Origin of the sequence: Microbulbifer pacificus (genome assembly GCF_033723955.1) — a bacterium.
In the GTDB taxonomy this organism is placed as follows: Bacteria; Pseudomonadota; Gammaproteobacteria; order Pseudomonadales; family Cellvibrionaceae; genus Microbulbifer; species Microbulbifer pacificus.
Genome location: NZ_CP137555.1, coordinates 2329256 through 2352578 on the forward strand (window position 1 = coordinate 2329256; position 23323 = coordinate 2352578).

A 23323-nucleotide genomic window follows, 5' to 3' on the forward strand; every position below is an offset into this window, starting at 1 on the left:
ATGATTTTTGATTTCCTGCGCAAAAAGAAGCCCGAGGGCGAATCCGGGGATAGAGAGCCCACCCAGGCGGAAGCCCAGAACCCGCTGGTGGAAGAGCCGGTATTTGAGATTCCGGACAACCTGAAGGCGGATACTGCTGTCGAGCCGGAAGTTGCACCGCAACCGCCGCAACCTCCAGGGGAGCATTTCTCGGTGGAAGAAGCGCCGGAGGCGGCGTTTGATCCGGTGGCGGAGCTGGCCGATGTATCCGCTCCTGAAGTGGTACCGGAATCCGTGCCGCCGGTGTTGGAAGTGCAGCCTGAGCCGGCTCCGGCAGAAATCGCCCTACCCCAGGAAAAGCCGAAGAAAGAGGGTTTCTTTGCCCGCATCCGGCGCGGTCTCGCGCGCACCAGCAGCCAGTTTGCCGAGGGTATGGGCAACCTGTTCCTGGGTGCCAAGGAGATCGACGAAGACCTGATGGAGGAGCTCGAAACCCAGCTGCTGATGGCGGACGTGGGGGTGGAAGCTACCGCCGAGATCATCGACCGATTGACCGACCGCGTGTCCCGCCGCGAGCTCTCCAATGGCGAGGCGCTTTACCTGGCATTGCAGGATGAACTGGCGAGCCTGCTGGACAAGGTGGAGGCGCCGCTCGCTATCGATCAGGCCAAGCAGCCGTTTGTGATCCTGGTGGTGGGCGTCAACGGCGTCGGCAAGACCACCACCATCGGCAAGCTGGCGCACCGCTACCTGAACGAGGGCAAGTCGGTGATGCTGGCGGCCGGCGATACTTTCCGCGCGGCAGCTGTTGAACAATTGCAGGTATGGGGCCAGCGCCACAATGTGCCGGTGGTGGCCCAGCACACCGGTGCGGATAGCGCATCCGTGATCTTCGATGCGATCCAGTCCGCCAAAACCCGCGGCGTGGATGTGGTGATCGCCGATACCGCCGGCCGTCTGCACAACAAGGCGCACCTGATGGAAGAACTGTCCAAGGTGCGCCGGGTGATGGGCAAACTGGATGAATCCGCGCCCCACGAGGTGCTGCTGGTGCTGGATGCGGGCACCGGCCAGAACGCGATCTCCCAGGCCGAAACCTTCAGGAATGCCACCGGTGTCACCGGCCTGGTGCTGACCAAGTTGGACGGCACCGCCAAGGGCGGGGTGATTTTCGCGCTGGCACAGAAGCTGGGGATTCCGGTACGCTTTATCGGAGTCGGCGAGCAGTCGGAAGACCTGCAGCCGTTTGTGGCGAAAGACTTTGTCGCCGCGCTGTTTAATCGGGCTCAGGGCTGATCATTATTGCTTGAGGCGAGATTGTCTCAAGTAACTAGTCGAGTGGCGGCGCTGCTACCGGGTACAGCTTTCTGAGACACGCCGTGAACCCATCCCTGGGGGCTCTTCCGCGAGGTCCCTCTCGCGGAAGGTCTCAGAAAGCTGTACCCGGTATCAGCGCCTTCGCGTGAAGTCCTGTACGCTCTGCGACCAAGTGCCACTGCGGAATCAAGAACAACAAAAACGCGCGCTTATGATCCAATTTGATAACGTTAACAAACGCTATGAGTCCGGGCAGGACGCGCTGGGGCGCGTGAGCCTGGAAATCGAGCGCGCGGAAATGGTGTTTCTCACCGGCCACTCCGGCGCTGGCAAGAGCACCCTGCTCAAGCTTCTCACCGCTATCGAGCGCCCTACCCGCGGCAATGTCATCGTCGGCGGGCAGAATCTCAATCGGCTGCGCAACAGCCAGATCCCCTACTACCGCCGCAATCTCGGCATTGTGTTCCAGAACCACCAGCTGCTGTTCGATCGCAGCGTGTTCGATAACGTCGCACTGCCGCTGTCGGTTTCCGGCTGCAGCAAGCGCGAGGTCGGCCGCCGGGTGCGTGCGGCACTGGACAAGGTGGGGCTGCTGCACAAGGAAAACCAGAATCCCATCGTGCTTTCCGGCGGTGAGCAGCAGCGGGTGGGCATTGCCCGCGCGGTGGTGAACAAGCCTGCGGTGTTGGTGGCGGACGAGCCCACCGGTAACCTGGACCCGAAGCTGTCGGAAGAGATCATGCGGCTGTTCCGCGATTTCAATGCGGTGGGTACCACGGTGCTGATCGCGAGCCACGACCTCGAGCTGATCGCGCGCATGAGACAGCGCGTCCTGACCCTGCAGCAGGGCCAACTGATTTACGACGGATACCCTAGCCGTGAACCAGCGTATTAATTCTCCTTCCCGGGCCTCTCAGGCCCCGGCCGAGCGCCCGCGTACCGCCGGCGCTGTCACCGCGCGCACCAGTGGCGGCGATCGCCTGCGCAGCTGGCTGGGCCACCACAAAGAGATGTGGCACGAATCCTGGGTGCGTTTTTTCGCATCGCCCATGTCCAGCGGCATGACCGCGCTGGTGATTGCGATTGCACTGGCGTTGCCCGCGGCGCTGCAGCTTGGGCTCACCAATTTCCAGCGCGCCGTGGCCGGTTGGGACGGCCAACCGCAGATTTCGGTGTTCCTGCACAAGCGTGCCAAGGAGGACGCGGTATCGGCCTGGACGGACAAGTTGCGTGCGGATCCGCTGGTGGCGGAGGTGACCTACATTTCGCCGGAGCAGGCGCTGCAGGAGTTCCAGCAGGCTTCGGGTCTGGGGGATGCGCTCGCTGGTATGGAGAGCAATCCGCTGCCAGCGGTGTTGCTGGTGCGTCCGTCCGGCGCCGAAAGTGCGGTACTTGAGGCACTGGCAGAGCGCCTGCGGGAGAGTGCGCTGACGGATTCGGTGGTGCTGGATATGGCTTGGGTGCAGCGGCTGGCGCAGCTGACGGAACTGGGCCGCCGTATGAGCCTGGGGCTGGCGTTCCTGCTGGCGCTGGGGGTGCTGCTGGTGGTGGTGAACAGTATTCGACTGCATATCGAGAGCCGCCGTGAAGAGATTCTGGTGGTGAAGCTGGTGGGCGGTACCGACGCCTTTGTGCGCCGGCCTTTCCTGTACACCGGCCTGGTGTACGGTCTGGTGGGCGGACTGATTGCGTGGCTGCTGGTGAGTTTCGGGGTCTGGCTGCTGGCGGGCCCGGTGAGCGGGCTGTCGAATCTCTACGGCAGCAGTTTCCGCCTGGATGGCCCTGGGGTCACTTATCTGCTCGGGCTGGCGGGCGGTGCGGCACTGCTCGGCCTGACCGGCGCCTGGCTGGCAGTCGCACGGCATATTTCGGCGATTCAGCCCCGCTAAGTCGTCTTCGCACCTCTTCTGGACAGGTCAAACCACCACTTTGACCTGCTGGTCAGTCAAGATTCGTAAAGCCTGGCTCCCACCTGGAACTTCCCCTGTGGATAACTGCTCTAACCCACCGGAAATCAAGGCCTGGCGCGGTGCGCCGGGCGGCCCCAAACGGGGTTCCATTTCCTTCTGTGGGTGCTACACTGTGGCCAACTCTGCACTTCCGGTGCCGCTTTGAGGCTGAGCAAGCCAAGGGCCGGTTGGAGCAGGCCGCCGCAAACTACTGGTCCCGGTAAGAATTAGTCCGGGCAGCAAGTGCCAAGCGGGGCAATCGAGAGTTACGAGGAGAATCCTGAATGGGAACCAGTCTGCAGCCGATCCATACACTGTCACCGGGCGGAAATCTGAATGCCTATATCCAGACAGTCAGCGGCTTTGACGTACTGACCGCCGAGGAAGAAAAGAAACTCGCGGAAGATCTTTACTACAACAATGACCTGGAAGCTGCCCGTCAGCTGGTCATGTCTCACCTGCGTTTTGTGGTGCACATCGCCAAGTCCTACTCCGGTTACGGCCTGAACCAGGGCGACCTGATTCAGGAGGGCAACGTGGGCCTGATGAAGGCGGTAAAGCGTTTCAATCCCGAGAAGGGTGTTCGCCTGGTGTCCTTTGCAGTGCACTGGATCAAGGCGGAGATTCACGAGTTCATCCTGCGCAACTGGCGCATTGTGAAGATCGCGACCACCAAGGCGCAGCGCAAGCTGTTCTTCAACCTGCGCGGCCACAAGAAGTCGCTGGCTTGGCTGACCAATGAGGAAGCCAAGCGGGTGGCGGAAGAGCTGAATGTGGACGTGGCGCACGTGCACGATATGGAAGGCCGTCTCGCGGCCCACGATGCGGCGTTCGACGCCGGCGTGGACGACGATGATGAGTCTGCGTGGCAGGCGCCGGCACACTACCTGGAAGACCGTCGTTACGATCCGGCAATGATGCTGGAGCAGGACAACTGGGAAGAAACCAGTGTGAACAACCTGGCGATGGCGATGGAGCAGTTGGACGACCGCAGCCGCGATATCATCGAGGCGCGCTGGCTGACCGACAACAAAGCCACCCTGCACGAGCTGGCCGACAAGTACGGTGTTTCCGCCGAGCGTATCCGCCAGCTGGAAAAGAACGCCATGAAGAAAGTCCGGGTGGCGATGGAGGCCTGATAGTCCTCTTGAGTTGGCCGGATTTAAGAACCGCGCTTTATGCGCGGTTTTTTCTTATCTGGTGGCTTGGTGGCTTGGTGGTTTTTTGTGGTGCTCTGAAGCTGGCTCGGTGGCGGTTGAGCACTGTGGGCGGGTTTTCAGGACCGCTGTGAACCCATCCCTGGGCGCTGCGGCGCAAACTTCCTGTTTGCGACGCTCCTGAAAACCCGCCCCCAGCACTCCCCCTTCACGTTGAATCGATTTACTTCGTAAGCCATCTGATAAAGGAAAAATTGAATGGCTAAATTGTATTTATTGCTGGCTGCATTTTTTGGCGGCACGGGTGTAGTCCTCGGTGCATTTGGCGCACATGGTCTTCGCAACAAGGTCGCGGAAAACCTGCTGGAAGCCTATAAAACAGGGGTGCATTACCAGTTGATCCACGCGCTGGCGCTAATCGGCATTGCACTACTGATCCAACAAGTGGGCGCGAAAACCTCACTGATCGTCAGCGGCGCCCTGTTTGCCATTGGCATCCTGTTTTTCTCCGGAAGCCTCTACGGCCTGACCTTCGGCGGCCCACGCTGGCTCGGCCCGATCACGCCACTGGGCGGAACCCTGATGATCGGCGGCTGGATAGCCCTGTTTATCGCCGCCCTCGACTACACAAAGTAAGCAACACTAAGCAACGAAGTAAAAACTCCAAATCGAAGGCCAAGTGCCGGGTATGGGTTTTTGGAAGCGTCGCAAACAGGATGTTTGCGCCGCAGCGCCCAGGGATGGGTTTACAGCGGTTCCAAAAACCCATACCCGGTGATTGGCCGCCCCAGCACCAGCTACGAAGCACCCAACGAACAGTGCTTCGAAGCCACGAGGTAACCAGATAGCGATGCAAGAAGACCCCATCAACGAACAAACCGGAGAGGAAGAAGACTTCCCCTACCGCACCGAATTCAAAAAGAAATCCATCCGCAGCTACGTGATCCGCGCCGGCCGTATGACCGAAGGTCAGCGCCGCGCGTTTGATAACTACTGGGGACCTTACGGTCTGTCCCTGTTCGACGGCAGTATCGACCCGAAGGAAGTGTTCGGCCGCGAAGCACCGGTGGTGCTGGAGATCGGCTTCGGTATGGGCGATTCCCTACTGGAAATGGCCAAGGCTGAACAGGACAAAGACTTTATCGGCATCGAAGTACACCCACCGGGTGTCGGTCGGCTGATCAACAACGCCGGCAAGGAAGAACTGAAAAACCTGCGGGTGTACATGGCCGACGCCGTCGATGTGCTGAACGACTGCATTGCCGATGGCAGCCTCGACCGCTTCCAGCTGTATTTCCCCGATCCCTGGCACAAGAAAAAGCATCAGAAGCGCCGTATCGTGCAGCCCGAGTTTGTAAAGCTGCTGTGCAACAAGTTAAAACCCGGCGGCCTGATGCACATGGCCACCGACTGGGAAAATTACGCCGAGCAGATGCTGGAAGTACTCGAAGCGGAAACCATGCTGGAAAATACCGCCGGCAAGGGCAACTACGCCCCGCGCCCGGAATTCCGCCCTCAGACCAAATTCGAGCGCCGCGGTGAGCGCCTTGGTCACGGCGTCTGGGATCTGCTGTACAAGAAAAAATAAGCGTCGAACGACGTATAGGCAGCGAGCCCGGCGCTCGGGCTTGCTGTGCTATCTTCAGACTACCGGTAAACGGATGCTCCGGAGCCACAATGACAAAAAGCCCAAATCCCGCCCGCAAATGCCTGCGTAATTTGCTGCTGAGCGGCGTCGCCCTGCTGTGCAGTGCCCAGACCCTCGCCGACCGCGAGGGCACGCTCAATCTATACCTGAACGGCGGCTACTACTGGTTTGATGGGGCGCGCCTCGATGGCACGCCCTACTTCGGCTTTGAGCTGGAAGACAGCGCCGGCGGCGGCTTCGGTTTCGGCTACAACGTCACTGACCGCTGGGTAGTGGAAGGTGTGTACGACTATTTCAGTGTCAATGTGGAGGAGACCCGCGAGGATGTGGGTGTACAGAACTATCACCTCGACCTGATGTACCAGTTCGCCGGCCAATTCTGTGGCAATTACGACTGGCAGCCCTATGTGGTGGCGGGTGCCGGTGAGATACGCATCGATGAGGATTCCTACGGTTATCCCGACGATTGGCACAACCGCCAGACGATGCTCAACTTCGGCGCCGGCCTCAAATACCGGCTAGCCCCGCGCTGGCAGCTGCGCGGTGACGTGCGCGGCTTTCAGGGGGTTGAAGAAGGTGGTCTCGACGGCTTCGTGAGCCTTGCCATCGGCTACCAGTGGCGGGATGACGTGGTACCAAGGGATTGGGATGGCGACGGTGTCTACAGCAACCTGGACCAGTGCCCGCAGACACCGGTGGGGATCGATGTGGATGCGCGCGGTTGTCCCATCGACAGCGATGGCGACGGCGTGCCGGACTATATGGACCAGTGCCCGAATACACCTCTCGGCATGGCCGTGAACGATGACGGTTGCCCGCGGGAGCCCTACAACCCGGCGGACTTTTCCAAGTAATTCTTTTTAGCTAAGGGCGGAGCAGCCGCCCTCAGCCGATTGGAATTGCCCTGCTGCCTAGGCGTCTCGCGCCGCTTCCAGCTGCTCGGAAATTTCCAGCCACTCCATTTCCAGCTCTTCCAGTGTTTCCCGCGCCTGTCCCTGGGCCTGGGTGAGGCGCGCAATCTCGTCCTGCTGGCCGCCGCTATAGAGGTTTTCATCGGCGAGCTTCAGTTCGATTTCCTGAACCTCTTTTTCCGCCTTCGCCATTTTCTGTTCGATGTTTTTGAGCTTGTTGGTGAGCGGCTTCAGCTGCTCCCGCAATGCGGCGGCGGCACGGCGCTGTGTCTTTTTGTCCTCTGTCGGTTTACTGTCCGCTACACCCTGGACTTCACTGCCTTGACGTTTCTCCTCACGCTTGAAGCTGAGCAGCCACTGTTTGTAATCCTCCAGGTCGCCGTCAAACGGCTCCGCGCGGCCATCCGCCACCAGGATGAACTCGTCGGTGGTGTTGGCCAGCAGGTGGCGATCGTGGGACACCAGGATCATGGCGCCGGGGAACTCGGCGAGCGCCAGGGTCAATGCGTGGCGCATCTCCAGGTCCAGGTGGTTGGTGGGTTCGTCCAGCAGCAGCAGGTTGGGCTTCTGCCACGCCAGCAGTGCCAGCGCCACCCGCGCCTTCTCGCCGCCGGAAAAGCCGCCCACCGGTTCGAACACGCGGTCGCCGACAAAACCGTAACCGCCGAGGAAATCCCGCAGCTGCTGCTCGCTGGCGTCAGGAGACAGTCGCTGTACGTGCAGCAGCGGTGACGCCTTGGAATCCAGTGCTTCCAGCTGATGCTGGGCGAAATAGCCAATTTTCAGGTGCTCGCCGCACTGACGCTCGCCGCCGAGTAGCGGCAGCTCGCCCGCCAGGGTCTTGATCAGGGACGATTTGCCGGCGCCGTTCGGGCCTAAAAGACCGATCCTGCGCCCTGGCTGGATACCGAGCTCAACCCGCGGCAGGATGACTTTACCCGGGTAGCCGATGACCGCCTCGCGCAGGTCCACCAGCGGGTTGGAAACCTTGTCCGATGACGGCAGGCGGAAGCGGAACGGGGAATCCACGTGTGCCGGGGCGATCTCCGCCATGCGGTCCAGTGCCTTGAGGCGGCTCTGGGCCTGCTTGGCCTTGGAGGCCTTGGCGCGGAAGCGACGCACGAAGTCTTCCATGTGCGCCCGCTCTACCTGTTGTTTCTCGTACTGCACCTGCTGCTGTGCCAGGCGCTCGGCACGGGCGCGCTCGAAAGACGTGTAGTTGCCGCTGTAGAGCACCAGGGACTGCTGTTCGAAACTGACGATGCCGTCGACCACCGCGTCGAGAAAGTCGCGGTCGTGGGAAATGATCAGCAGGGTCCCGGGAAAGCGCTGCAGCCACTGCTCCAGCCACAGGGTCGCATCCAGGTCCAGGTGGTTGGTGGGTTCGTCCAGCAGTAACAGGTCCGCTGGGCACATCAGTGCGCGGGCCAGGTTCAGGCGGATGCGCCAGCCACCGGAAAAACTTTTGACCGGGCGCTGCTGGTCCGCGTGGGAAAAGCCGAGGCCATCCAGCAACTGCGCCGCCCGCGCGGGGCCGCTGTAACCGTCGATCGCCGCCATGCGTTCGTGCAGTTCGCCGATGCGCTTGCCGTCGCTGCCGTCGGCTTCCGCCGCCTCCAGTTCCTGTTGCAGCTGGCGCAGGCGGTGGTCGCCGTCTAGGGCGTAATCCAGCGCGCTCTGGTCGCTGGCGGAGACCTCCTGGGCCATATGCGCGACCTCCCAGCCAGAGGGGAGCTCGACCGAGCCGGCATCACTCTCCTGCTGTTTCAACAGCATTTTGAACAGGGTGGACTTGCCACAGCCGTTGGCACCGATAATGCCTACCTTGTGGCCGGGGAATATACGACAGCTGGCATCGCGCAGCAGGTCGCGCCCGCCCACCTGCAGCGAAACGCCTTGCAGATTGATCAATGGAAACCTCTTTGAATTCGCCGGATTTTGACTAGGCTATCCGAAAACAAAACGCCGGGATTCTATCGTGACAGAAACCGCACCTCCATCTCCGCCGCTCTCTCCACTGCAGAATCCGCTGTGGGACTTCAGCCTGGAGTTTTATCGCCAACCGCAGGTAGCGGACTTTCTGCTCGAGTGTCAGGACACCCGCGGTGCGGACGTGTGTCTGCTGCTGTGGGCCAGCTACACCAGCGCCTGCGGGCGCCAGTTGAGTGACGAGAGCTGGCGGGTCGCCGACCGAGGGCTGGCGCCGCGACGGCGCATGATCAACAGCGTGCGCAATCTGCGCCGCATGCTCGCGCGGGTCAACAAGGGAGGCTGGCTGTACGAGTGGTGCAAACGCAGTGAGCTGCGTATGGAGCAGCGGCAGCTGGCAGCACTGTGGAAACTGAATGGAGAGGCTTGGCCGGAAACCCGCTCGCCGCTGGAGTTGGCCGGACAGCAATACGGTCTGCTGCAAAAAGAACAGGCCCGCTGGGCGGGCCTGATCGATGCTTACAGTACCGGCATTGGTGTCGCCCGCGGGGCATCGCCACTGGATGCCGTCACCGGTAACACACCGGGTACTGCGCCCGACAACTGCTGAGCGGGCGCATTAATTCCAACTCAATACTTGTGCTTGTGCTCTTCCGGGCCGTAGTGCGGGTTTTCCTCGGTGGCAAACAGGCTGTTGGCCGGGGTGCTGGGGGTGATGCTCGGAGTGACCGGATTGATCGCGATGGAGCTGGACTCGGGCATCAGCGGTTTCGGCTCTGAGGTCTTGCCCATGATCGGCTCGGGAGTGGTGATCTCGGTGACTGCCGGCGCCTTTTCCTGGGTGCTTACCGCCGGCTTACTGCCGTTGGTCTTGGTCTTTGCCTTGGGCGCGGTTGCCTTTTTCGGGCTGGCTTTCTTCGCAACGGCCTTTTTCGCTGGTTTCGCTTCGGTGGCTGCCGCTTCCGCTTTCACCGCGGCCGCTGCCGCTTTCTTCACGGTCGCTTTCTTGGCTGTTGCTTTCTTGGCGGGGGCTTTTTTCGCTACAGCTTTCTTCGCCGGAGCCTTTTTGGCCGCCGCCTTTTTCGGGCTGGCTTTTTTCTCGCCGGATGGTGCTGCCTCAGTTTTGGCCGCTACTTTTTTTGCGGTTTTCTTGGCGGTGACCTTCTTGGCCACAGTCTTCTTCGCTGCGACTTTTTTCTTGGGCTTGCTTGCGCCCAGTACTTTCTTGCCTGCCGCCTCGCCTGCCTTGCGAATGGTCTCGGCGGTCTTCACTACCAGTTTAGCGGCAGCCTCAGCCGCTGCGGCATCGGAGGCCAGCTTGGCGGCGTCCTTGGCGGACTTCTCCAGTTTGGCGACGGCGGCCTTGGCCATGTCGACTTTTTTCTTCGCAGAGGTTTTCGCAGCGGCGGTCTTGGCTTTGCTTGCGGCGGTGCGCGCGGCAGCCAGTTTGTCTTTGGCTTTCTTCACCTGGGCCTGTGCAGTAGCGGCATCCTTGGTGGCTTTTTTCAGGGCTTTTTCGGCATCAGCCGCGTCTTTGGTTCGCGCCTTGTCGAGTTGGGTGGTGATCGAAGCGATCTGTTTTTCCAGATCGGCAATGGATACAGCGGCTTTGCGTTTGGCGGCCATGAGTCGAAATCCTGCGGTTGAATCGGGTTTGTCGGAATCGGTTTGAACGGGACCCTGGGCTCACTCCCGGTAGCGCAGAACCACCTTTCTTTCCGAGAAAAAAATCAGGGTTGAAAGCTGATAATAGCGCTGTTATTTCGGAAGTGCATCCCTGATCCCCGGTCGATCTTGCGCATTTTCCTGCGACTTGCTTTGTCCTGCTACTCGCGCGATCGGGAGTGACCGTCGGAGGTTGGAAAAAAGTTATCCGGAAATGAAACATCCGGCGCGATTTGGCGTCTTACCGGGCAGTGTGCAGCCTCAACCTGCATGGGTTAGACTTGTCTGTCGCTGGCCGGACTCAACATAACTGTGATCTGCCGCACAATGCGCACAGTGGTCTAGGTGTACAACAGCAGAGAGGGGTGGACGGATCAGTAGCCCTACTCGATACAAATAATGGGGACCTCTAAGAATCGTAGCGAGTGGGTGGCTGGTGGTGGCCGCCGGAGCGCAGCAAGCGGAATGTACATACGGTACATGAGCATTCTGAGCACCTCCGGACGCCGTCATGCGCACACGCAGTAGATTTTCTTAGTTGCTCTAATGTTTCACGGAAATAAAGAGATTACTCTCATGAATAAAACTTCTTTGGCTGCTGCGGTTGCACTGGGTATTGCACTGGTCGGCTGTAACAAACAGGAATCTGCAAGCACCGCGGATATCAAGCTCGAGTCCCAGGAGCAAAAGGTCAGCTATATCATCGCCGAAGATATGGCAAACCGCCTCAAGACTCAGGACGTAGCGCTGGATCCGAAAATTGTCGCTATGGCGCTGGAAGATGTGGCCAGCGGCCGCGAGTCCCGTCTGAGTGAAGAGGAAAAGCAGCAGGTCATCCAGGTATTCCAGGAAAACATGCAGGCCAAGCAGAAAGAGCTGATGGCCAAGCAGGAAGCCGAATTCAAGGCGGCCGCAGACAAGAACCTGGAAGATGGCAAGAAGTTCCTGGAAGAAAACGCCAAGAAAGAAGGTGTGAAAACCACCGAGTCCGGCCTCCAGTACAAGGTGATCACCGAGGGCACCGGCTCCATGCCCACCGAGACCAGCGTGGTGGAAGTGGACTATAAAGGTACCCTGATCGACGGCACCGAATTCGACAGTTCCTACAAGAACGGCAAGCCGGTACAGTTCCCGGTAAACGGCGTAATCAAGGGCTGGACCGAAGCGCTGCAACTGATGAAGGAAGGCTCCAAGTGGGAACTTTACATCCCGTCTGACCTGGCCTACGGCCCGGGCGGCGCCGGCGGTCAGATCGGCCCCAACTCCACCCTGATTTTTGAAGTGGAGCTGCACAAAGCTGACGTCAGCAAAGACGAAGGCGCTGCGGAAGACGACGCGCAGTAAGCGTGACTTCTCCGCGGGCAATAAGCCGGTATTGAGCTGGCAATAAAAAAGGGGCCGATGGCCCCTTTTTTAATACTCGCCTGAAAAGTATGTCAGGCAAGCTGATTCTTGTGCACCGTATGCAGGGTGTCGATCATGCGGTCCTCTGCGGCGAAGCGGGTTTCCAGCGCGACACCCAGCTCGGAGAGATCCTGCGCCAGGGACTCGAGATCGTCGGTCTCCTGGTATTTGTCGTTGAAGTCCACGGCCAGGTCGGTAGTGGCGTCGATTTCTCGGTAGAGAGATTTTGCCTGTTCCAGCCCTTCGCTGTCCCCGAACGCCTGACCTTCCTGAATCAACTGGTCGTAGACCTCGAAGTGCCCGGCAGATATGTAGTCCACCAGTTGCTGGCACAGGGTGCGCACACTGGCCTCAACTTCTCGGTCGCCATCGGCAATTTCCTTTTTCTCCGACAGGTGGCAAAAGCTCACCAGCAGCGCCTGACGCGAATGCAGCCAGCGGTCGATAATCTGGCTGACACCGCCCCACCGCTCCTGCGCATCTTTACAGTTTTCCAACATCTCCAAGTTTCCTTTTGTGACTTCTACAACTGCCTATTTGGAATGTAGAAGCTTATGCCTTCGCCGGCAAGAAAGGCGCAGAAAAAAACGCCACAACGAAAAATTCGTCTAGCGGTTCACATGGTCACAAAGACTGGAAGCAGGAGCGCGGTCAACGCACCGCACAGCCCCATCGCCAGCGCCGAGAAGGCGCCACACAATGCGCTGATTTCCAGTGCGCGCACGGTGCCGATGGCGTGGGCATTGACCCCCATGGAAAAACCGACCACGCGTTCGTCGGAGATCCCCAGCAAGCGCAGCAGACCGGGGCCGCACACCGCACCCACAATACCGGTAAACGCCACCACGCCCGCAGCGAGGCTCTGGATACCGTGCAGCTCCTGCGCCAGTGCCAGAGCCACCGGTGTGGTCACGGACTTCGTGGTCAGGGCGACCAGCACGGTGCGGCTGCCGCCGAGCAATGCGGCAATGAACACGGCCACCAGTGGTGCCAGCACGGCGCCCAGCAGCAGCCCCAGCATCAATGGCCAGCCGGCCCGGCGCACCACCTGCAGGTTTTGTTTGAGCGGAATTGCGAGGGCGACTACAGCGGGGCCGAGCAGCAGGTACAGCAGGCCGCTGCCACTCTGGTAGGCGGGGAAGTCCACGCCCAACAGCAGCAGTCCCGCAAGCACCAGCAGGCTGCCGCCCACCACCGGATGCAATATCGGGGTGCCTGCACGACGGTAAATCTTCAGGCCGAACCAGAAGCCGAGAATATTCAGTGGCAGTATCACCAGGGGATGGGATACCGACAGAGGCTCGGCAAAGGCGGTGGCTACCTGCTGCAGCTGCGCCAGCCATTGCTGCCAGGCGCCGAGGGTTTCAGCCTTCACTGTGCTCTCCACGGCGGCGCTTGCCACTGCCAATAAGAAGTCGCTGCAGCATCATTGCCGTGAGTGCGAAGCTGATCAGGGTGCCGATGACCATGGCGGCGACCAGCGCGAGCCAGTCGCCGCTCGTCAGGTCGCGCACAAAGTAGATCCCCACCGAGGCGGGCAGAAAAATCAGTACCAGCAAGCGAAGTATCTGTTCGCTGACGATGGCGAGCCCGGAAGGGACTCGTCCGAGGAGCATCAGTGCCAACAACAACAGCAGCATGCCGAGCACCGAGCCCGGAATCGGCAGTGCGAAGGTGGCGGTGAGGCCGCGGCCGGCCAGATCAAAGGCCAGCAGCAGCACGGCCCCAAGCAGCCAGCGGGAAACGTTTTTGATCCGGGCCACGGTCGATCAGCGCTTGCGGAACGCCTGCCACAGGCCGAACAGGATCAGCCCGATAAAGCCCACCGCAGCCCAGCCGGGAATGGACAGGCCGAGCAGGGTCCATTTCACTTCCGCACAGTTGCCGTCGCCGCTGAGCAGAGTCTTGATGACTTCGGACATGGGGAACATTTCCACCATGTAGGTAATGCCGGGGCCGCAGGCGGGAACCTGGTCTGCCGGCAGACTCTGCAGCCACAACTGGCGGCCGGCGAAGTACAGGCCGCCCAGGCCCCACAGGGAAACCAGCAGCCCATAGATGCGGCGACCGATGGTTTTGGGGTTGTGCAGGAACGCGATCAGGGACACCAGCCCCACCCCGAGAAACATTACCCGCTGGGTGATACACAGCGGACAGGGTTCCAGCCCTTTTGCGTATTCCAGATAGAAAGCGGTGCCGAGTACGAACGCCACAGCGAGGAACATCAGCAGAAAAGTCGTGCGGGGAGTAGGCAGGGTCATGGTCATTATTTTTCCGGATTGTTGCCGTCAGATTGAGTGCTGCCGGAACAGTGCAGCCTGTTGCGACAAGTCGGTAAACAGTGAATGAAAATCTTGCTCCAGCGCAGCGCGGTCTGCCAGCAGCAGCGGCAGCATTTCCGCCAGTGGCTGCGGGCGGCGCAGGCGCTGGCCGACGCGCTCGAGGGTACGCTGGATAACTTCTACCTCGCGGTAGCCGGGCAGCAGTTTAAATTGCTCGGCGCGCTGAATAAATGCCCGCGCGTTTTCCGGTATCCACTGGCGGCGCTCGCGGAAGTTGGACCAGCAGTTGTCGACGAAGGTTTCCAGGGGCTCCGCGGACCACTGGTGCCAGTGACTGGCGAGCAGGTGGTCGAACCAGATATCCAGGGTGATACCGCCGAGACGACGCCACTGGGGGCCGAGGCGGGCCAGTGCGGAGCGGTAGGCGGGGTGCTGATCACTCAGCAGGTCGATGCGCCGGTGCAGGCGGATGCCATCTTCGATGGGCTGCGGGCGCTCGCCCTTCAGGGGACCTTTGACAAAGTCCCCCAGCAGCCCGCCCAGCTGCCAGTCCGGGTCGGGACCGGACAGCAAAAGATGGGCGAGGTAGTTCATGTGCGGTCAGAGGGCGCGCTGGCAGAACACGTACTGCGCGTAGTAGCGGCCGAGAAAGTCTTCGAAGCTGCCCTTGTCTGCCGCTTCCACATCTCGCTGCTTCTGCAGGGATTCTTGCGCGAGGCGCTCGAACTCCACCTGTTCCGTCGCGTCCAGCGGGCGCTCGAGGAAATACTGGCGGTGTTGTTCGGCCTTGGCCTTGGCCCACTGGAAGAAGGTCAGTCCGTGCTCGTGCATTTCCGCCAGCACCTGTGCGGCGGGCGTCGGGATCCTGCCGGCGATCTTGTCGCGCTGGATAGTGACGGCGCGCTGGTAGTCGTGGCTCTGCCAGGCCTGATCCAGCAGGTCGGCCATGGGGGAAATTTCGTCCAGCAGCGCCGTCGCCCAGTCGGTGAGTTTGCGCTCGCTGCCGTTGTGAATCAGCTGAAGTTCCGGGTCGCGGCCACGGTAGACAATACGCGCCTGGTTTTCCTGCACCGCGCGGTAATCGGCCTCGTCGGTCTGCGGGCTGTCGCTGAGCAGGCAGTGCAGCAGGAAGGCGTCGAGAAAGCGCATCTGCGGCGCTTCGATACCGAGTGGCACGAAGGGGTTAAGGTCGAGGCAGCGCACTTCGATGTATTCGACACCGCGGGCGTCGAGGGCGGAAAGTGCGGTTTCACCCATGCCGGCGGGATTTTTCGGGCGGATCGGCGAGTAAAACTCGTTTTCGATCTGCAGCAGGCCGGTGGACAGCTGCTGGTATTCGCCGTCGGCATCCTTCACGCCCAGTTCGTGGTAGGGCGGGTACGGCAGGCTGATGGCCGAGCACAGGGTAACAAGGTAGCTCTGCAGGTCGTTGTAGCAGACCACCAGGGACTTCTGTGCGTCGCTGGTGTAGCCGAGGTCGCCCATGCGCAAGGAGGTGGCCTCTGGCGCGAACAGGCTGCGACCGTCGCCGTCGAAGGGCTGCAGGTTGTGCTGGCGATTCTGTACAAAGGTGCCGCACACCGCCGGCGCGGCGCCGAACAGGTAGATCAGCAGCCAGTAGTGGCGGCGGAAGTTGCGGATCAGGTCGAAGTAGCGGCGGGTCTTGAAATCCTGCAGGGACTCGTCGCTGCCCTCCTTGTCCTGCAGCCACTGCCAGAAATCGTCCGGCAGCGAGAAGTTGTAGTGGATGCCGGCAATGGTCTGCATGGCGCGCCCGTAGCGCAGGCCGAGACCGAGCCGGTAGATGGTCTTCATGGTGCCGCTGTGGGAGCTGCCGTAACGGGCGACAGGGATGTCCGCATCGCGGCCGATGCGCCCGGGCATGCTGTTGACCCACAGGCGCTCGTCGCCCATCTGGCTGTAGGTAAAGCGGTGGATCTGGTCGAGCTTCTCCAGCGCCTGCTCCGGTGTCGCCACCGGCGGGGTGATGAACTCCAGCAGTGCTTCGGCGAAGTCGGTGGTGATGCAGTCGTGGGTGAGCGCGGAACCGAGGCCACGGGGGTGGTCGGTCTGCGCCAGTTCGCCCTCGGCAGTCACCCGCAGGCTCTCTTTTTCGATGCCGCGGCGGATGCCCTTTAACAGGGACAGGGCTTCCGGCTGGGCCAGTTCGGCCAGATTGAATGTGGGCACTGGGATCTCCTGTGCGCAGCCGGTCGGCGCTTGCGCCGGATATGCCGCGATCGGGGTAGTCTGCGTATCCCGCCTAAGTGGGGGCGCAGAATCACAACTCAAGGGAGTGTGGGTCGTAAAAGATATCGTCAGGGCTGGCTGACGATGGACTCCGGCGGCTGCTCCGGCTCTATTTCCGGTGTGTCGCCGGGGTATTGGTCCGGGTCGATTTCCGGCTGCAGATCCGGTTCCACTTCCGGCGCGGGCTGCGGATCTACTTCCGGGTTGTATTCCGGCGGCACTTCACTCGGGTCCGGCTGCGGCAGCTCATTCGGGTCGCCGCCCTCTTCCGCCGCTTCCTCACTAACTTCGCCGGCATGGACATGCAGCGGTTCGTCGCACAGGGCGTCGGCGGGGATCTGGGGGTTTTTCTTGGTATCGAGTTCGCATTCGAGCAGCTCGATGCGCAGAGTGACATCGCGGGTGTTGGCCTCGAACATCTGGTTGATGGCGACGTCCTTGTACTCGGTGCGGAACAACCGGGCGCTATCGCGGCCGTCGATCCATTCGTTGCTTTTGCTCAAAAAAAGCTGGTGCTGATTGGTCAGCACATAGACATGACTCATGCGGGGAGGAAACTCTGCTCAAACATGAGGGGGAGTTTAGCGGTGGAGGGGGGGAGGCTCAAGAATTGTGTCGGGATTGGTATGTTTTGCCCGGCGGCGCAATCGCCACCGGGCCAAGGCAAGAACCAATCAGAGTGCTTTTAACGGATAGTGCGCCGGATACGGCAACCTGGCCGCACCGCTTTCCACCGCCGCCTTCGCCACCGCCGCCGCCACTTCCGGCAGCAGGCGCGGGTCGATCGGTTTTGGCAGGATGTAGTCTGGGCCGAAGCTCAGCTCCACACCACCATAGCCAGCGCACACTTCATCCGGCACCGGCTCGTGCGCCAGTTTGCGCAGCGCCTCAACGGCCGCGAGCTTCATGTCTTCATTGATACGCGTCGCGCGCACATCCAGTGCCCCGCGGAAAATGAACGGGAAGCACAACACGTTGTTTACCTGGTTCGGGTAATCCGAACGGCCGGTGGCCATGATCAGGTCGCTGCGGGTGGCGTGGGCCAGTTCCGGGGAGATCTCCGGGTTGGGGTTCGAGCAGGCGAACACCACGGGTTTCTCCGCCATATGCGCCAGCTGCTCGGCAGTGAGCAGGTCCGGGCCGGATACACCGAGGAACACGTCGGCGCCCTCGATGGCATCGTCCAGGGTGCGCATCTCGGTATCCCGCGCCCACTCGCCTTTGTAGGCGTTGATGTCGGTGCGTCCGGAGTGGATCACGCCGCGGCTGTCGAGCATGGTGATGTGGTGTTTCTTCGCTCCCGCCGCCAGCAACAGTTTGCAGCAGGCGGTGGCAGCGGCGCCGGCGCCCAGGCAGACGATGCGCACGTCACTGATGTTCTTACCCTGGATCTCCAGCGCATTCAGCATGCCCGCCACGGTGACGATGGCGGTGCCGTGCTGGTCGTCGTGGAACACCGGCACCGAGCAGCGCTGGATCAGCGCCTCCTCAATATGGAAGCACTCCGGCGCCTTGATGTCCTCGAGATTGATACCGCCAAAAGTGTTGGCGATCGCGGCCACCGTCTCGATAAAGCGCTCGGGGCTGGTGGTGTCGACCTCGATATCCACCGAATTGATGTCGGCAAAGCGCTTGAAGAGCAGCGATTTGCCTTCCATCACCGGCTTGGACGCCAGTGGGCCCAGGTTGCCGAGACCGAGGATGGCGGTTCCGTTGGAAATGACCGCCACCAGGTTGCCCTTGCCGGTATAGAGGTACGCGGCCTCCGGGTCTTTGGCGATCTCGCGCACCGGTTCGGCGACGCCAGGGCTGTAAGCGAGGGACAGGTCTTCCTGGGTGTGGGCGGGGGTTGTCAGCTCCACCGAGAGTTTGCCCGGTGTTGGCAGGGCGTGGTAATCCAGCGCTGCCTGGCGCAGGGAGTAGGTCATTGGGGTGTCATCTCTTTGGTCTGGATTGCGCGGCCAGCGTTCTGTGGCTGGGGCGCGCGGGTTACCGCGGATGTCTTGATTTTATTGTCGGAAAGACGGTTTGCTCGCCTCCCCTATCCGCGGCCCGCAGAATAACTGAGACGACCGGAGGTCCACAAGCTTAAAAATTGATCGCAAGAGTTATTTTCTACTAATTTCGATAGTGAATTCTGAGTCTGAAGAAATAAACCAGCGTTTATTTTTCTTATTATGGGATGAATATTTCGACCCGCGATCGATCAGCCAGCCTTTCACTTCTATTTTGCGCCCTTGCCAATTGTCCCCATTAGGGTGGCCATAATCCCGTCCGCTCCTGAGGCGGACCGCCACCGGGCCGTCCAGCTCCAGCCAGACAAACTGGTTGCGCTCCACTTTTTTCACGGTGCCGGCGAGCAGTACAAAGCCGCCGTCGCCGGGCTTGATGTCCGCGGCCTTGAGCACCGGCCATACCCCGGGGGCCCACACGCCACGGCTGTGGGTGCGCGCATCCTGCTCGCGGATGGCGAGGCACTCGGCGAGCGCCAGGTTCGGGTATATGGCGACGTGAAAGGCGAGCCCGGCGGCCAGTAATGCCGATTCCAGGCTGTCGCCGCGGTGATTGTAGACATGGGCCAGCACACGACCGTGGTTGTCGTAGCGGCCGCGGTCGTACACCAGTTCCACGTCGCCGCCCTCGAGAAAGCGCTCGGTAAACTCCTTGGCCTCACGCGCCAGCGGTTGGGCCTTGCGCTCACCGTGGGAGAGCTCCGGGGCGTTGACGCCGATAAGGCGTACCCGGCGGCCGTCTTTCAGGCGCAGGGTGTCGCCGTCCACGACCTTTTTCAGTGCCACCACCTCGTCCGGCTCGCCCAATACGCAGTCGGCGTGGACGGGGGCCAGTGTCGCCAGCAGCAAAAAACAGGCATAAAAAAAGGCACTCAGGGAAGCCCTGAATGCCTTTTCTGTCACCGGGAACAAACGGGTCATTCCGGTGCGCGGCGTGCCGACACTTACTTGGAGATGCGGCTGCCGAAACGCTTCTTGAAGCGGTCTACGCGGCCGCCGGTGCTCGCTTGCTTCTGCTTGCCGGTGTAGAACGGGTGGCAGTTGGAGCACACGTCCAGCTGCAGATCCTTGCCCAGAGTGGAGCCCATTTTGAACTCGTTGCCGCAGGAGCAGGTGGCAGTGATCTGAACGTAATTCGGGTGGATATCGGTCTTCATGATGGCCTCTTTTCGACACCGCCACCCAGTCTTTTGCTGAGCACGGAATCGTCATTGGTTCAGGGGAGAATTCCCCGGGCTGTTTAAAAAGTCGGCGCATACTACCAGATTAGCCCGTTGATACAAGTTCAAATGTGCCCCGGGCGTCACCGTTCGGCGCCGGTTCAGACGCCCGTGCCACTGGCGTCAATCAGCGCTCGCAGCGCCGCCATATGCGCCTCCAGCGCGGCCCGGCCCGCGTCGCTCAGCTGGTACCAGGTAGTCGGTTTGCGCTCCACGAAATCCTTGCGGCTACTGAGGTAGCCCTGCTCCTCCAGCTTGCGCAACTGGGCGCCGAGATTGCCATCGGTGGCCTGCAGCTGTGCCTTGAGGCGCGCGAAGGTCAGCTCGCCGTGTTTTGCCAGCAGCACACAGGCGCCGAGGCGGATGCGGTGCTCGAACAGAGCGTCGAGAGCGGCTAGCGCCTTCATGCCTCACCACCCGCAGTGCGGAGTGCGGCGCGGCGGCTGAAGCCGGCCCAGAACAGGGCGAGGCCGACGGTGGCGCCGGTGATGGTCCAGGTATAGGGGGGCATCAGCGTGATCAACACCCCATAGGCCGCAAGCATCAGCAGTCCACACCACAGCAGTGGCCGCTCCAGATGCACGCCGGCGAGGCCATAACCGATACCGGTCACCAACAGGAAGTTGGCGCCGCCCATCTCCGGCGAAACCCGCCCCAACAACAGAGGCAGGAAGCACAACAGGAAGGCTGCGCCCATCAGTGACCAGTGCAGTCCATAACGGCGGGCCAGTTTGGGGTTGTTGATCCCATGGCGGCGACTCTGGCGAGCTCCCAGCCACCAGCTGAACAAGCCGCCACCGAAGCCCGCCACCAGCCAGTAGAATCCGGCCAGTTGTGGGGCGAAGTCCGGCAGGCTGAAGCCAATGGCGATAAGTGCACCCCAGAGGAAATACAGTGCCGGGATGCCGCCGGCGGTAGCATCCTCGCGCAGGGCGCTGCTGATATAGTCCAGGTCGCTTTGCAGTTTGTTGACGTCGGTCATGGTCACAATTCCTTTGTGGGTAAATTTTGCGAATACGGCTGTGGATAACCCGGGCCGATCGTTGGTGAGCGGTTCCGGGCGATTCTGGATAGAGTTCTCTAATTTATAGAGTTGATACTTGCAGAGTACTTTAATTTTTAGAGTTAACAAGAGCTGACGGGCAAATTGATGTAATTTGGGTGGGATACGGCGCCAGTGGATACTGTCGCTGTACCCGCCAGCGGGAGCCGGTACACTAGCGCGCTTTCGCAAACGACACCGGTATGCAGAACGACACGACACACACGGAGGCAGCTTGACCGCAGCGGGGGCGCAACAAGACATGCAGCATGAAGTGCGCGATTTCGCACCAGAGGGCGCACAGCCACACGCACTTGGTGCGCGCGCCATCCTGCGCCTCGCGGTGCCGGTACCCCTGCGCCGCCTGTTCGACTACCTGCCGCCACAGGGGCTGGGTGCGGACGACCTGTGCCCGGGCCAGCGCTTCCTGGTGCCCTTCGGCAATCGCGACCTGGTGGCGGTGCTGGTGGACGTCGTATCGGAGTCGCCGCTTGCCGAGCTGAAACCGGCCACCGAGTGCATCGACCGCCAGCCGATCTTTGATGCGCGCAGCCGCCAGTTCCTGCAGTGGGCGGCGGATTACTACCAGGCGCCCGTGGGCGAACTCTACGCCGCGGCCCTCCCCGTCGCCCTGCGCAAGGGCAAGCCCTCGGATCACTGGGCGGAGCAGTGGCTGGAGCTCACCACCGAAGGCAAAGGCCTGCCCGAGACCGCATTGGCGCGGGCCAAGAAGCAACAGGAGTTGTTGCAGCTGCTGTTGAAGACCGGCCGTCAGAGCCGTACCGCACTGAATGCCCGCGGCCTTAACAGTACCGTGTGCAAGGCGCTGATTGAGCGCAATCTGGCGCACTGGGTCAGTGGCCCTACCGCGCCGCCGCCGCTGGAAGAGGTGGAACCGCAAGCCGCACCCGAGCTCAACGACGAGCAACGCGAGGTGATCGACGCGGTACCCGCCAGCGGCTTTAGCGCTTCATTATTGGAAGGCACTACCGGCAGCGGCAAGACCGAGGTCTACCTGCGCCTGATGGCGCGGGCCCTGGCCCGGGGTGAGCAGGCGCTGTTGCTGGTGCCGGAAATCGGTCTCACCCCGCAGACATTGCGCCGCATCGCCGCGCGCTTCCCGGATTTCCGCATCGCCGCGCTGCACTCGGGACTCGCCGACGGTGAGCGCGCCCGCGCCTGGCTGTCCGCCGCCAGCGGTGTGGCGGATATCGTCATCGGCACCCGCTCGGCGATCTTCACGCCGCTGCCGCGTCTCGGCGTGATCCTGATCGACGAGGAACACGACGGCTCCTTCAAACAGCAGGACGGGGTGCGCTACTCCGCCCGCGATCTGTCCGTGGTGCTGGCGAAGAGTGCCGATGTGCCGGTGCTGCTGGGCTCGGCAACGCCATCGCTGGAGAGCCTGCACAACGCCCTGTCCGGCCGCTATCAGCACCTGCGCCTGCGCCACCGCGCCGGCAATGCGCGTCCGCCGCAGATCAGCGTGGTACCCACCCTGCACCAGCAACTGCAGGAGGGCTTTGCCCCCCAGGTGTTGCGGCACATCGGCGACACCCTGAACCGCGGGGAGCAGGCGCTGGTGTTTATCAACCGCCGCGGCTATGCGCCGGCGCTTACCTGCGATGACTGCGGCTGGCTTGCCGACTGCCCGCACTGCTCCGCCAAGCTCACCCTGCACCGCCGGAGCCGCCATCTGCGCTGCCATCATTGCGACTACCGCATGCGTGAGGTGCACAGTTGCCCTCAATGTCATAGCCGCAATCTCAACGCCCTGGGCGCGGGCACCGAGCGCAGTGAGGACTTCCTCACCCACAGCTTCCGCAATTTCCCGGTGATCCGCGTCGACCGCGACACCACCGCCACCAAACAGGCGCTGGACAAACTGCTGGAGCCTGCGCGCAATGGCGAACCCTGCCTGTTGCTCGGCACCCAGATGCTGGCCAAGGGCCACCATTTGCCCAAGGTCACGCTGGTGGTCATCCAGGACGCCGACGGCGGCCTGTTCAGTGCCGATTTCCGCGCCCCCGAGCGCATGGGCCAGTTGCTGGAACAGGTGGCCGGCCGCGCCGGTCGCGGCGACCTGCCCGGACACGTGCTGGTGCAGAGCCGCTACCCCGAACACCCGCTGCTGCAATTGCTGCTGAACCGGGGCTACGGCGCCTTTGCCCGCCAGTTGCTGGAAGAGCGCAAGATCGCCCAGCTGCCGCCGGTGCGCGCAATGGCGCTGGTGCGCGCCGAGTGCGAGGAGCCGCGCTGGGCGGAGGAGTTTCTCGCCAACGCCCGTAACTATTTAGAGGCGCTGGCGCCGAGCTCGCCGGAATTGCAGTATCTGGGGCCGGTGCCGGCACTGCTGGAGCGCAAATCCGGCCGCTTCCGCTTCTATATCCAGATCACCGCCGACAAGCGCGGCCTGCTGCAACAGTTGCTTGCGCGCTTCTGCCAGTGGGCCGAGGGCAACAGAAACCGGCGCCTGCGCTGGGCGGTGGATATGGACGCACAGGAATTGTCCTAAGAATCTACCGCGCGTGCGCCTGACGGCGTCCGGCGCACGCGTT

Annotated in this window: 24 protein-coding genes; 10 read left to right on the forward strand and 14 right to left on the reverse strand. The window is 61.6% G+C overall.

Going from position 1 to position 23323, the window contains the following annotated elements; genetic code table 11:
- Positions 1-291: 291 nt before the first annotated feature.
- The 7 genes from ftsY to R5R33_RS10080 all read left to right on the forward strand — a co-directional run bounded on the left by ftsY (position 292) and on the right by R5R33_RS10080 (position 6904).
- On the forward strand, positions 292-1275 hold the full coding sequence (ftsY, locus tag R5R33_RS10050; protein WP_318955721.1) for a signal recognition particle-docking protein FtsY: 984 nt from the start codon (positions 292-294) through the stop codon (positions 1273-1275).
- 232 nt (positions 1276-1507) lie between these two features.
- Complete coding sequence (ftsE, locus tag R5R33_RS10055; protein ID WP_138234223.1) at positions 1508-2191, forward strand: cell division ATP-binding protein FtsE; 684 nt, start codon at positions 1508-1510, stop codon at positions 2189-2191.
- Positions 2175-3185, forward strand: a complete 1011-nt coding sequence (gene ftsX, locus R5R33_RS10060; protein WP_318952565.1) for a permease-like cell division protein FtsX — start codon at positions 2175-2177, stop codon at positions 3183-3185. Before ftsE ends, ftsX begins: the two co-directional genes overlap by 17 nt.
- A 344-nt stretch (positions 3186-3529) precedes the next feature.
- Entirely contained in the window at positions 3530-4384 is an 855-nt protein-coding gene (gene rpoH, locus R5R33_RS10065) for an RNA polymerase sigma factor RpoH (RefSeq protein ID WP_318952566.1), read from the forward strand.
- A gap of 276 nt (positions 4385-4660) precedes the next feature.
- Positions 4661-5038, forward strand: a complete 378-nt coding sequence (locus R5R33_RS10070) for a DUF423 domain-containing protein (RefSeq protein ID WP_318952567.1) — start codon at positions 4661-4663, stop codon at positions 5036-5038.
- A 214-nt stretch (positions 5039-5252) separates the two neighbouring features.
- A complete protein-coding gene (trmB, locus tag R5R33_RS10075) occupies positions 5253-5990 on the forward strand; it encodes a tRNA (guanosine(46)-N7)-methyltransferase TrmB (protein ID WP_318952568.1) in 738 nt (245 codons plus the stop codon).
- 89 nt (positions 5991-6079) lie between these two features.
- On the forward strand, positions 6080-6904 hold the full coding sequence (locus R5R33_RS10080; protein ID WP_318952569.1) for an outer membrane beta-barrel protein: 825 nt from the start codon (positions 6080-6082) through the stop codon (positions 6902-6904).
- Between the two features lie 57 nt (positions 6905-6961).
- On the opposite strand, the gene R5R33_RS10085 is transcribed toward R5R33_RS10080, so the two are convergent.
- Positions 6962-8872 carry an ATP-binding cassette domain-containing protein gene (locus tag R5R33_RS10085; protein WP_318952570.1) on the reverse strand — a complete coding sequence of 637 codons (1911 nt, stop codon included), beginning with the start codon at positions 8870-8872 and terminating at the stop codon, positions 6962-6964.
- Between the two features lie 67 nt (positions 8873-8939).
- Here R5R33_RS10085 and R5R33_RS10090 point away from each other — a divergent pair, with 67 nt between their 5' ends.
- The gene (locus R5R33_RS10090) at positions 8940-9500 is read left to right on the forward strand and encodes a TIGR02444 family protein (RefSeq protein WP_318952571.1); all 561 of its coding nucleotides are present in this window, start codon (positions 8940-8942) and stop codon (positions 9498-9500) included.
- Between the two features lie 20 nt (positions 9501-9520).
- On the opposite strand, the gene R5R33_RS10095 is transcribed toward R5R33_RS10090, so the two are convergent.
- Entirely contained in the window at positions 9521-10516 is a 996-nt protein-coding gene (locus tag R5R33_RS10095) for a histidine kinase (protein WP_318952572.1), read from the reverse strand.
- Positions 10517-11131: 615 nt separating this feature from the next.
- Between R5R33_RS10095 and R5R33_RS10100 the strand changes: the two genes are divergently transcribed.
- A complete protein-coding gene (locus tag R5R33_RS10100; RefSeq protein WP_318952573.1) occupies positions 11132-11899 on the forward strand; it encodes an FKBP-type peptidyl-prolyl cis-trans isomerase in 768 nt (255 codons plus the stop codon).
- Between the two features lie 92 nt (positions 11900-11991).
- On the opposite strand, the gene rsd is transcribed toward R5R33_RS10100, so the two are convergent.
- From rsd to R5R33_RS10160, 12 genes are all read right to left on the reverse strand, one after another.
- Positions 11992-12459, reverse strand: a complete 468-nt coding sequence (gene rsd / locus R5R33_RS10105; protein ID WP_318952574.1) for a sigma D regulator — start codon at positions 12457-12459, stop codon at positions 11992-11994.
- A 116-nt stretch (positions 12460-12575) separates the two neighbouring features.
- Positions 12576-13334 (reverse strand): LrgB family protein, encoded by a 759-nt coding sequence (locus tag R5R33_RS10110; RefSeq protein WP_318952575.1) that lies wholly within the window; start codon positions 13332-13334, stop codon positions 12576-12578.
- Positions 13324-13722: a CidA/LrgA family protein gene (locus R5R33_RS10115; protein ID WP_318952576.1), complete on the reverse strand. Its 399-nt coding sequence runs from the start codon at positions 13720-13722 to the stop codon at positions 13324-13326. Before R5R33_RS10115 ends, R5R33_RS10110 begins: the two co-directional genes overlap by 11 nt.
- Positions 13723-13728: 6 nt before the next feature.
- Entirely contained in the window at positions 13729-14226 is a 498-nt protein-coding gene (locus R5R33_RS10120; RefSeq protein ID WP_318952577.1) for a disulfide bond formation protein B, read from the reverse strand.
- Positions 14227-14247: 21 nt separating this feature from the next.
- The gene (locus R5R33_RS10125; RefSeq protein WP_318952578.1) at positions 14248-14835 is read right to left on the reverse strand and encodes an acyl carrier protein phosphodiesterase; all 588 of its coding nucleotides are present in this window, start codon (positions 14833-14835) and stop codon (positions 14248-14250) included.
- 6 nt (positions 14836-14841) lie between these two features.
- Positions 14842-16431: a glutamate--cysteine ligase gene (gene gshA, locus R5R33_RS10130; protein WP_318952579.1), complete on the reverse strand. Its 1590-nt coding sequence runs from the start codon at positions 16429-16431 to the stop codon at positions 14842-14844.
- Between the two features lie 128 nt (positions 16432-16559).
- Positions 16560-17036, reverse strand: a complete 477-nt coding sequence (locus tag R5R33_RS10135) for a hypothetical protein (protein ID WP_318952580.1) — start codon at positions 17034-17036, stop codon at positions 16560-16562.
- A gap of 129 nt (positions 17037-17165) precedes the next feature.
- Complete coding sequence (locus tag R5R33_RS10140) at positions 17166-18419, reverse strand: malic enzyme-like NAD(P)-binding protein (protein WP_318952581.1); 1254 nt, start codon at positions 18417-18419, stop codon at positions 17166-17168.
- Between the two features lie 180 nt (positions 18420-18599).
- The gene (locus tag R5R33_RS10145) at positions 18600-19424 is read right to left on the reverse strand and encodes a thermonuclease family protein (RefSeq protein WP_318952582.1); all 825 of its coding nucleotides are present in this window, start codon (positions 19422-19424) and stop codon (positions 18600-18602) included.
- Between the two features lie 23 nt (positions 19425-19447).
- On the reverse strand, positions 19448-19660 hold the full coding sequence (rpmE, locus tag R5R33_RS10150; RefSeq protein WP_318952583.1) for a 50S ribosomal protein L31: 213 nt from the start codon (positions 19658-19660) through the stop codon (positions 19448-19450).
- A gap of 164 nt (positions 19661-19824) precedes the next feature.
- Entirely contained in the window at positions 19825-20130 is a 306-nt protein-coding gene (locus R5R33_RS10155; RefSeq protein ID WP_318952584.1) for a winged helix-turn-helix domain-containing protein, read from the reverse strand.
- Positions 20127-20705 (reverse strand): hypothetical protein, encoded by a 579-nt coding sequence (locus R5R33_RS10160; RefSeq protein ID WP_318952585.1) that lies wholly within the window; start codon positions 20703-20705, stop codon positions 20127-20129. The genes R5R33_RS10155 and R5R33_RS10160 overlap by 4 nt, the downstream gene beginning before the upstream one ends.
- A gap of 295 nt (positions 20706-21000) precedes the next feature.
- On the opposite strand from R5R33_RS10160, the gene R5R33_RS10165 reads away from it, so the two are divergent.
- Positions 21001-23280, forward strand: a complete 2280-nt coding sequence (locus R5R33_RS10165) for a primosomal protein N' (RefSeq protein WP_318952586.1) — start codon at positions 21001-21003, stop codon at positions 23278-23280.
- Positions 23281-23323: the final 43 nt, after the last annotated feature.

Excerpts from the sequence above, each read along its gene's own strand:
- R5R33_RS10160 (WP_318952585.1), bottom strand. The coding sequence starts at position 20,705 with ATGACCGACGTCAACAAACTGCAAAGCGACCTGGACTATATCAGCAGC.
- R5R33_RS10100 (WP_318952573.1), top strand. The coding sequence starts at position 11,132 with ATGAATAAAACTTCTTTGGCTGCTGCGGTTGCACTGGGTATTGCACTG.
- R5R33_RS10080 (WP_318952569.1), top strand. The coding sequence starts at position 6,080 with ATGACAAAAAGCCCAAATCCCGCCCGCAAATGCCTGCGTAATTTGCTG.
- R5R33_RS10125 (WP_318952578.1), bottom strand. The coding sequence starts at position 14,835 with ATGAACTACCTCGCCCATCTTTTGCTGTCCGGTCCCGACCCGGACTGG.
- R5R33_RS10120 (WP_318952577.1), bottom strand. The coding sequence starts at position 14,226 with ATGACCATGACCCTGCCTACTCCCCGCACGACTTTTCTGCTGATGTTC.
- trmB (WP_318952568.1), top strand. The coding sequence starts at position 5,253 with ATGCAAGAAGACCCCATCAACGAACAAACCGGAGAGGAAGAAGACTTC.
- R5R33_RS10070 (WP_318952567.1), top strand. The coding sequence starts at position 4,661 with ATGGCTAAATTGTATTTATTGCTGGCTGCATTTTTTGGCGGCACGGGT.
- rsd (WP_318952574.1), bottom strand. The coding sequence starts at position 12,459 with ATGTTGGAAAACTGTAAAGATGCGCAGGAGCGGTGGGGCGGTGTCAGC.
- rpmE (WP_318952583.1), bottom strand. The coding sequence starts at position 19,660 with ATGAAGACCGATATCCACCCGAATTACGTTCAGATCACTGCCACCTGC.
- R5R33_RS10145 (WP_318952582.1), bottom strand. The coding sequence starts at position 19,424 with ATGACCCGTTTGTTCCCGGTGACAGAAAAGGCATTCAGGGCTTCCCTG.
- R5R33_RS10135 (WP_318952580.1), bottom strand. The coding sequence starts at position 17,036 with ATGAGTCATGTCTATGTGCTGACCAATCAGCACCAGCTTTTTTTGAGC.
- rpoH (WP_318952566.1), top strand. The coding sequence starts at position 3,530 with ATGGGAACCAGTCTGCAGCCGATCCATACACTGTCACCGGGCGGAAAT.
- R5R33_RS10140 (WP_318952581.1), bottom strand. The coding sequence starts at position 18,419 with ATGACCTACTCCCTGCGCCAGGCAGCGCTGGATTACCACGCCCTGCCA.
- R5R33_RS10095 (WP_318952572.1), bottom strand. The coding sequence starts at position 10,516 with ATGGCCGCCAAACGCAAAGCCGCTGTATCCATTGCCGATCTGGAAAAA.
- ftsE (WP_138234223.1), top strand. The coding sequence starts at position 1,508 with ATGATCCAATTTGATAACGTTAACAAACGCTATGAGTCCGGGCAGGAC.
- R5R33_RS10155 (WP_318952584.1), bottom strand. The coding sequence starts at position 20,130 with ATGAAGGCGCTAGCCGCTCTCGACGCTCTGTTCGAGCACCGCATCCGC.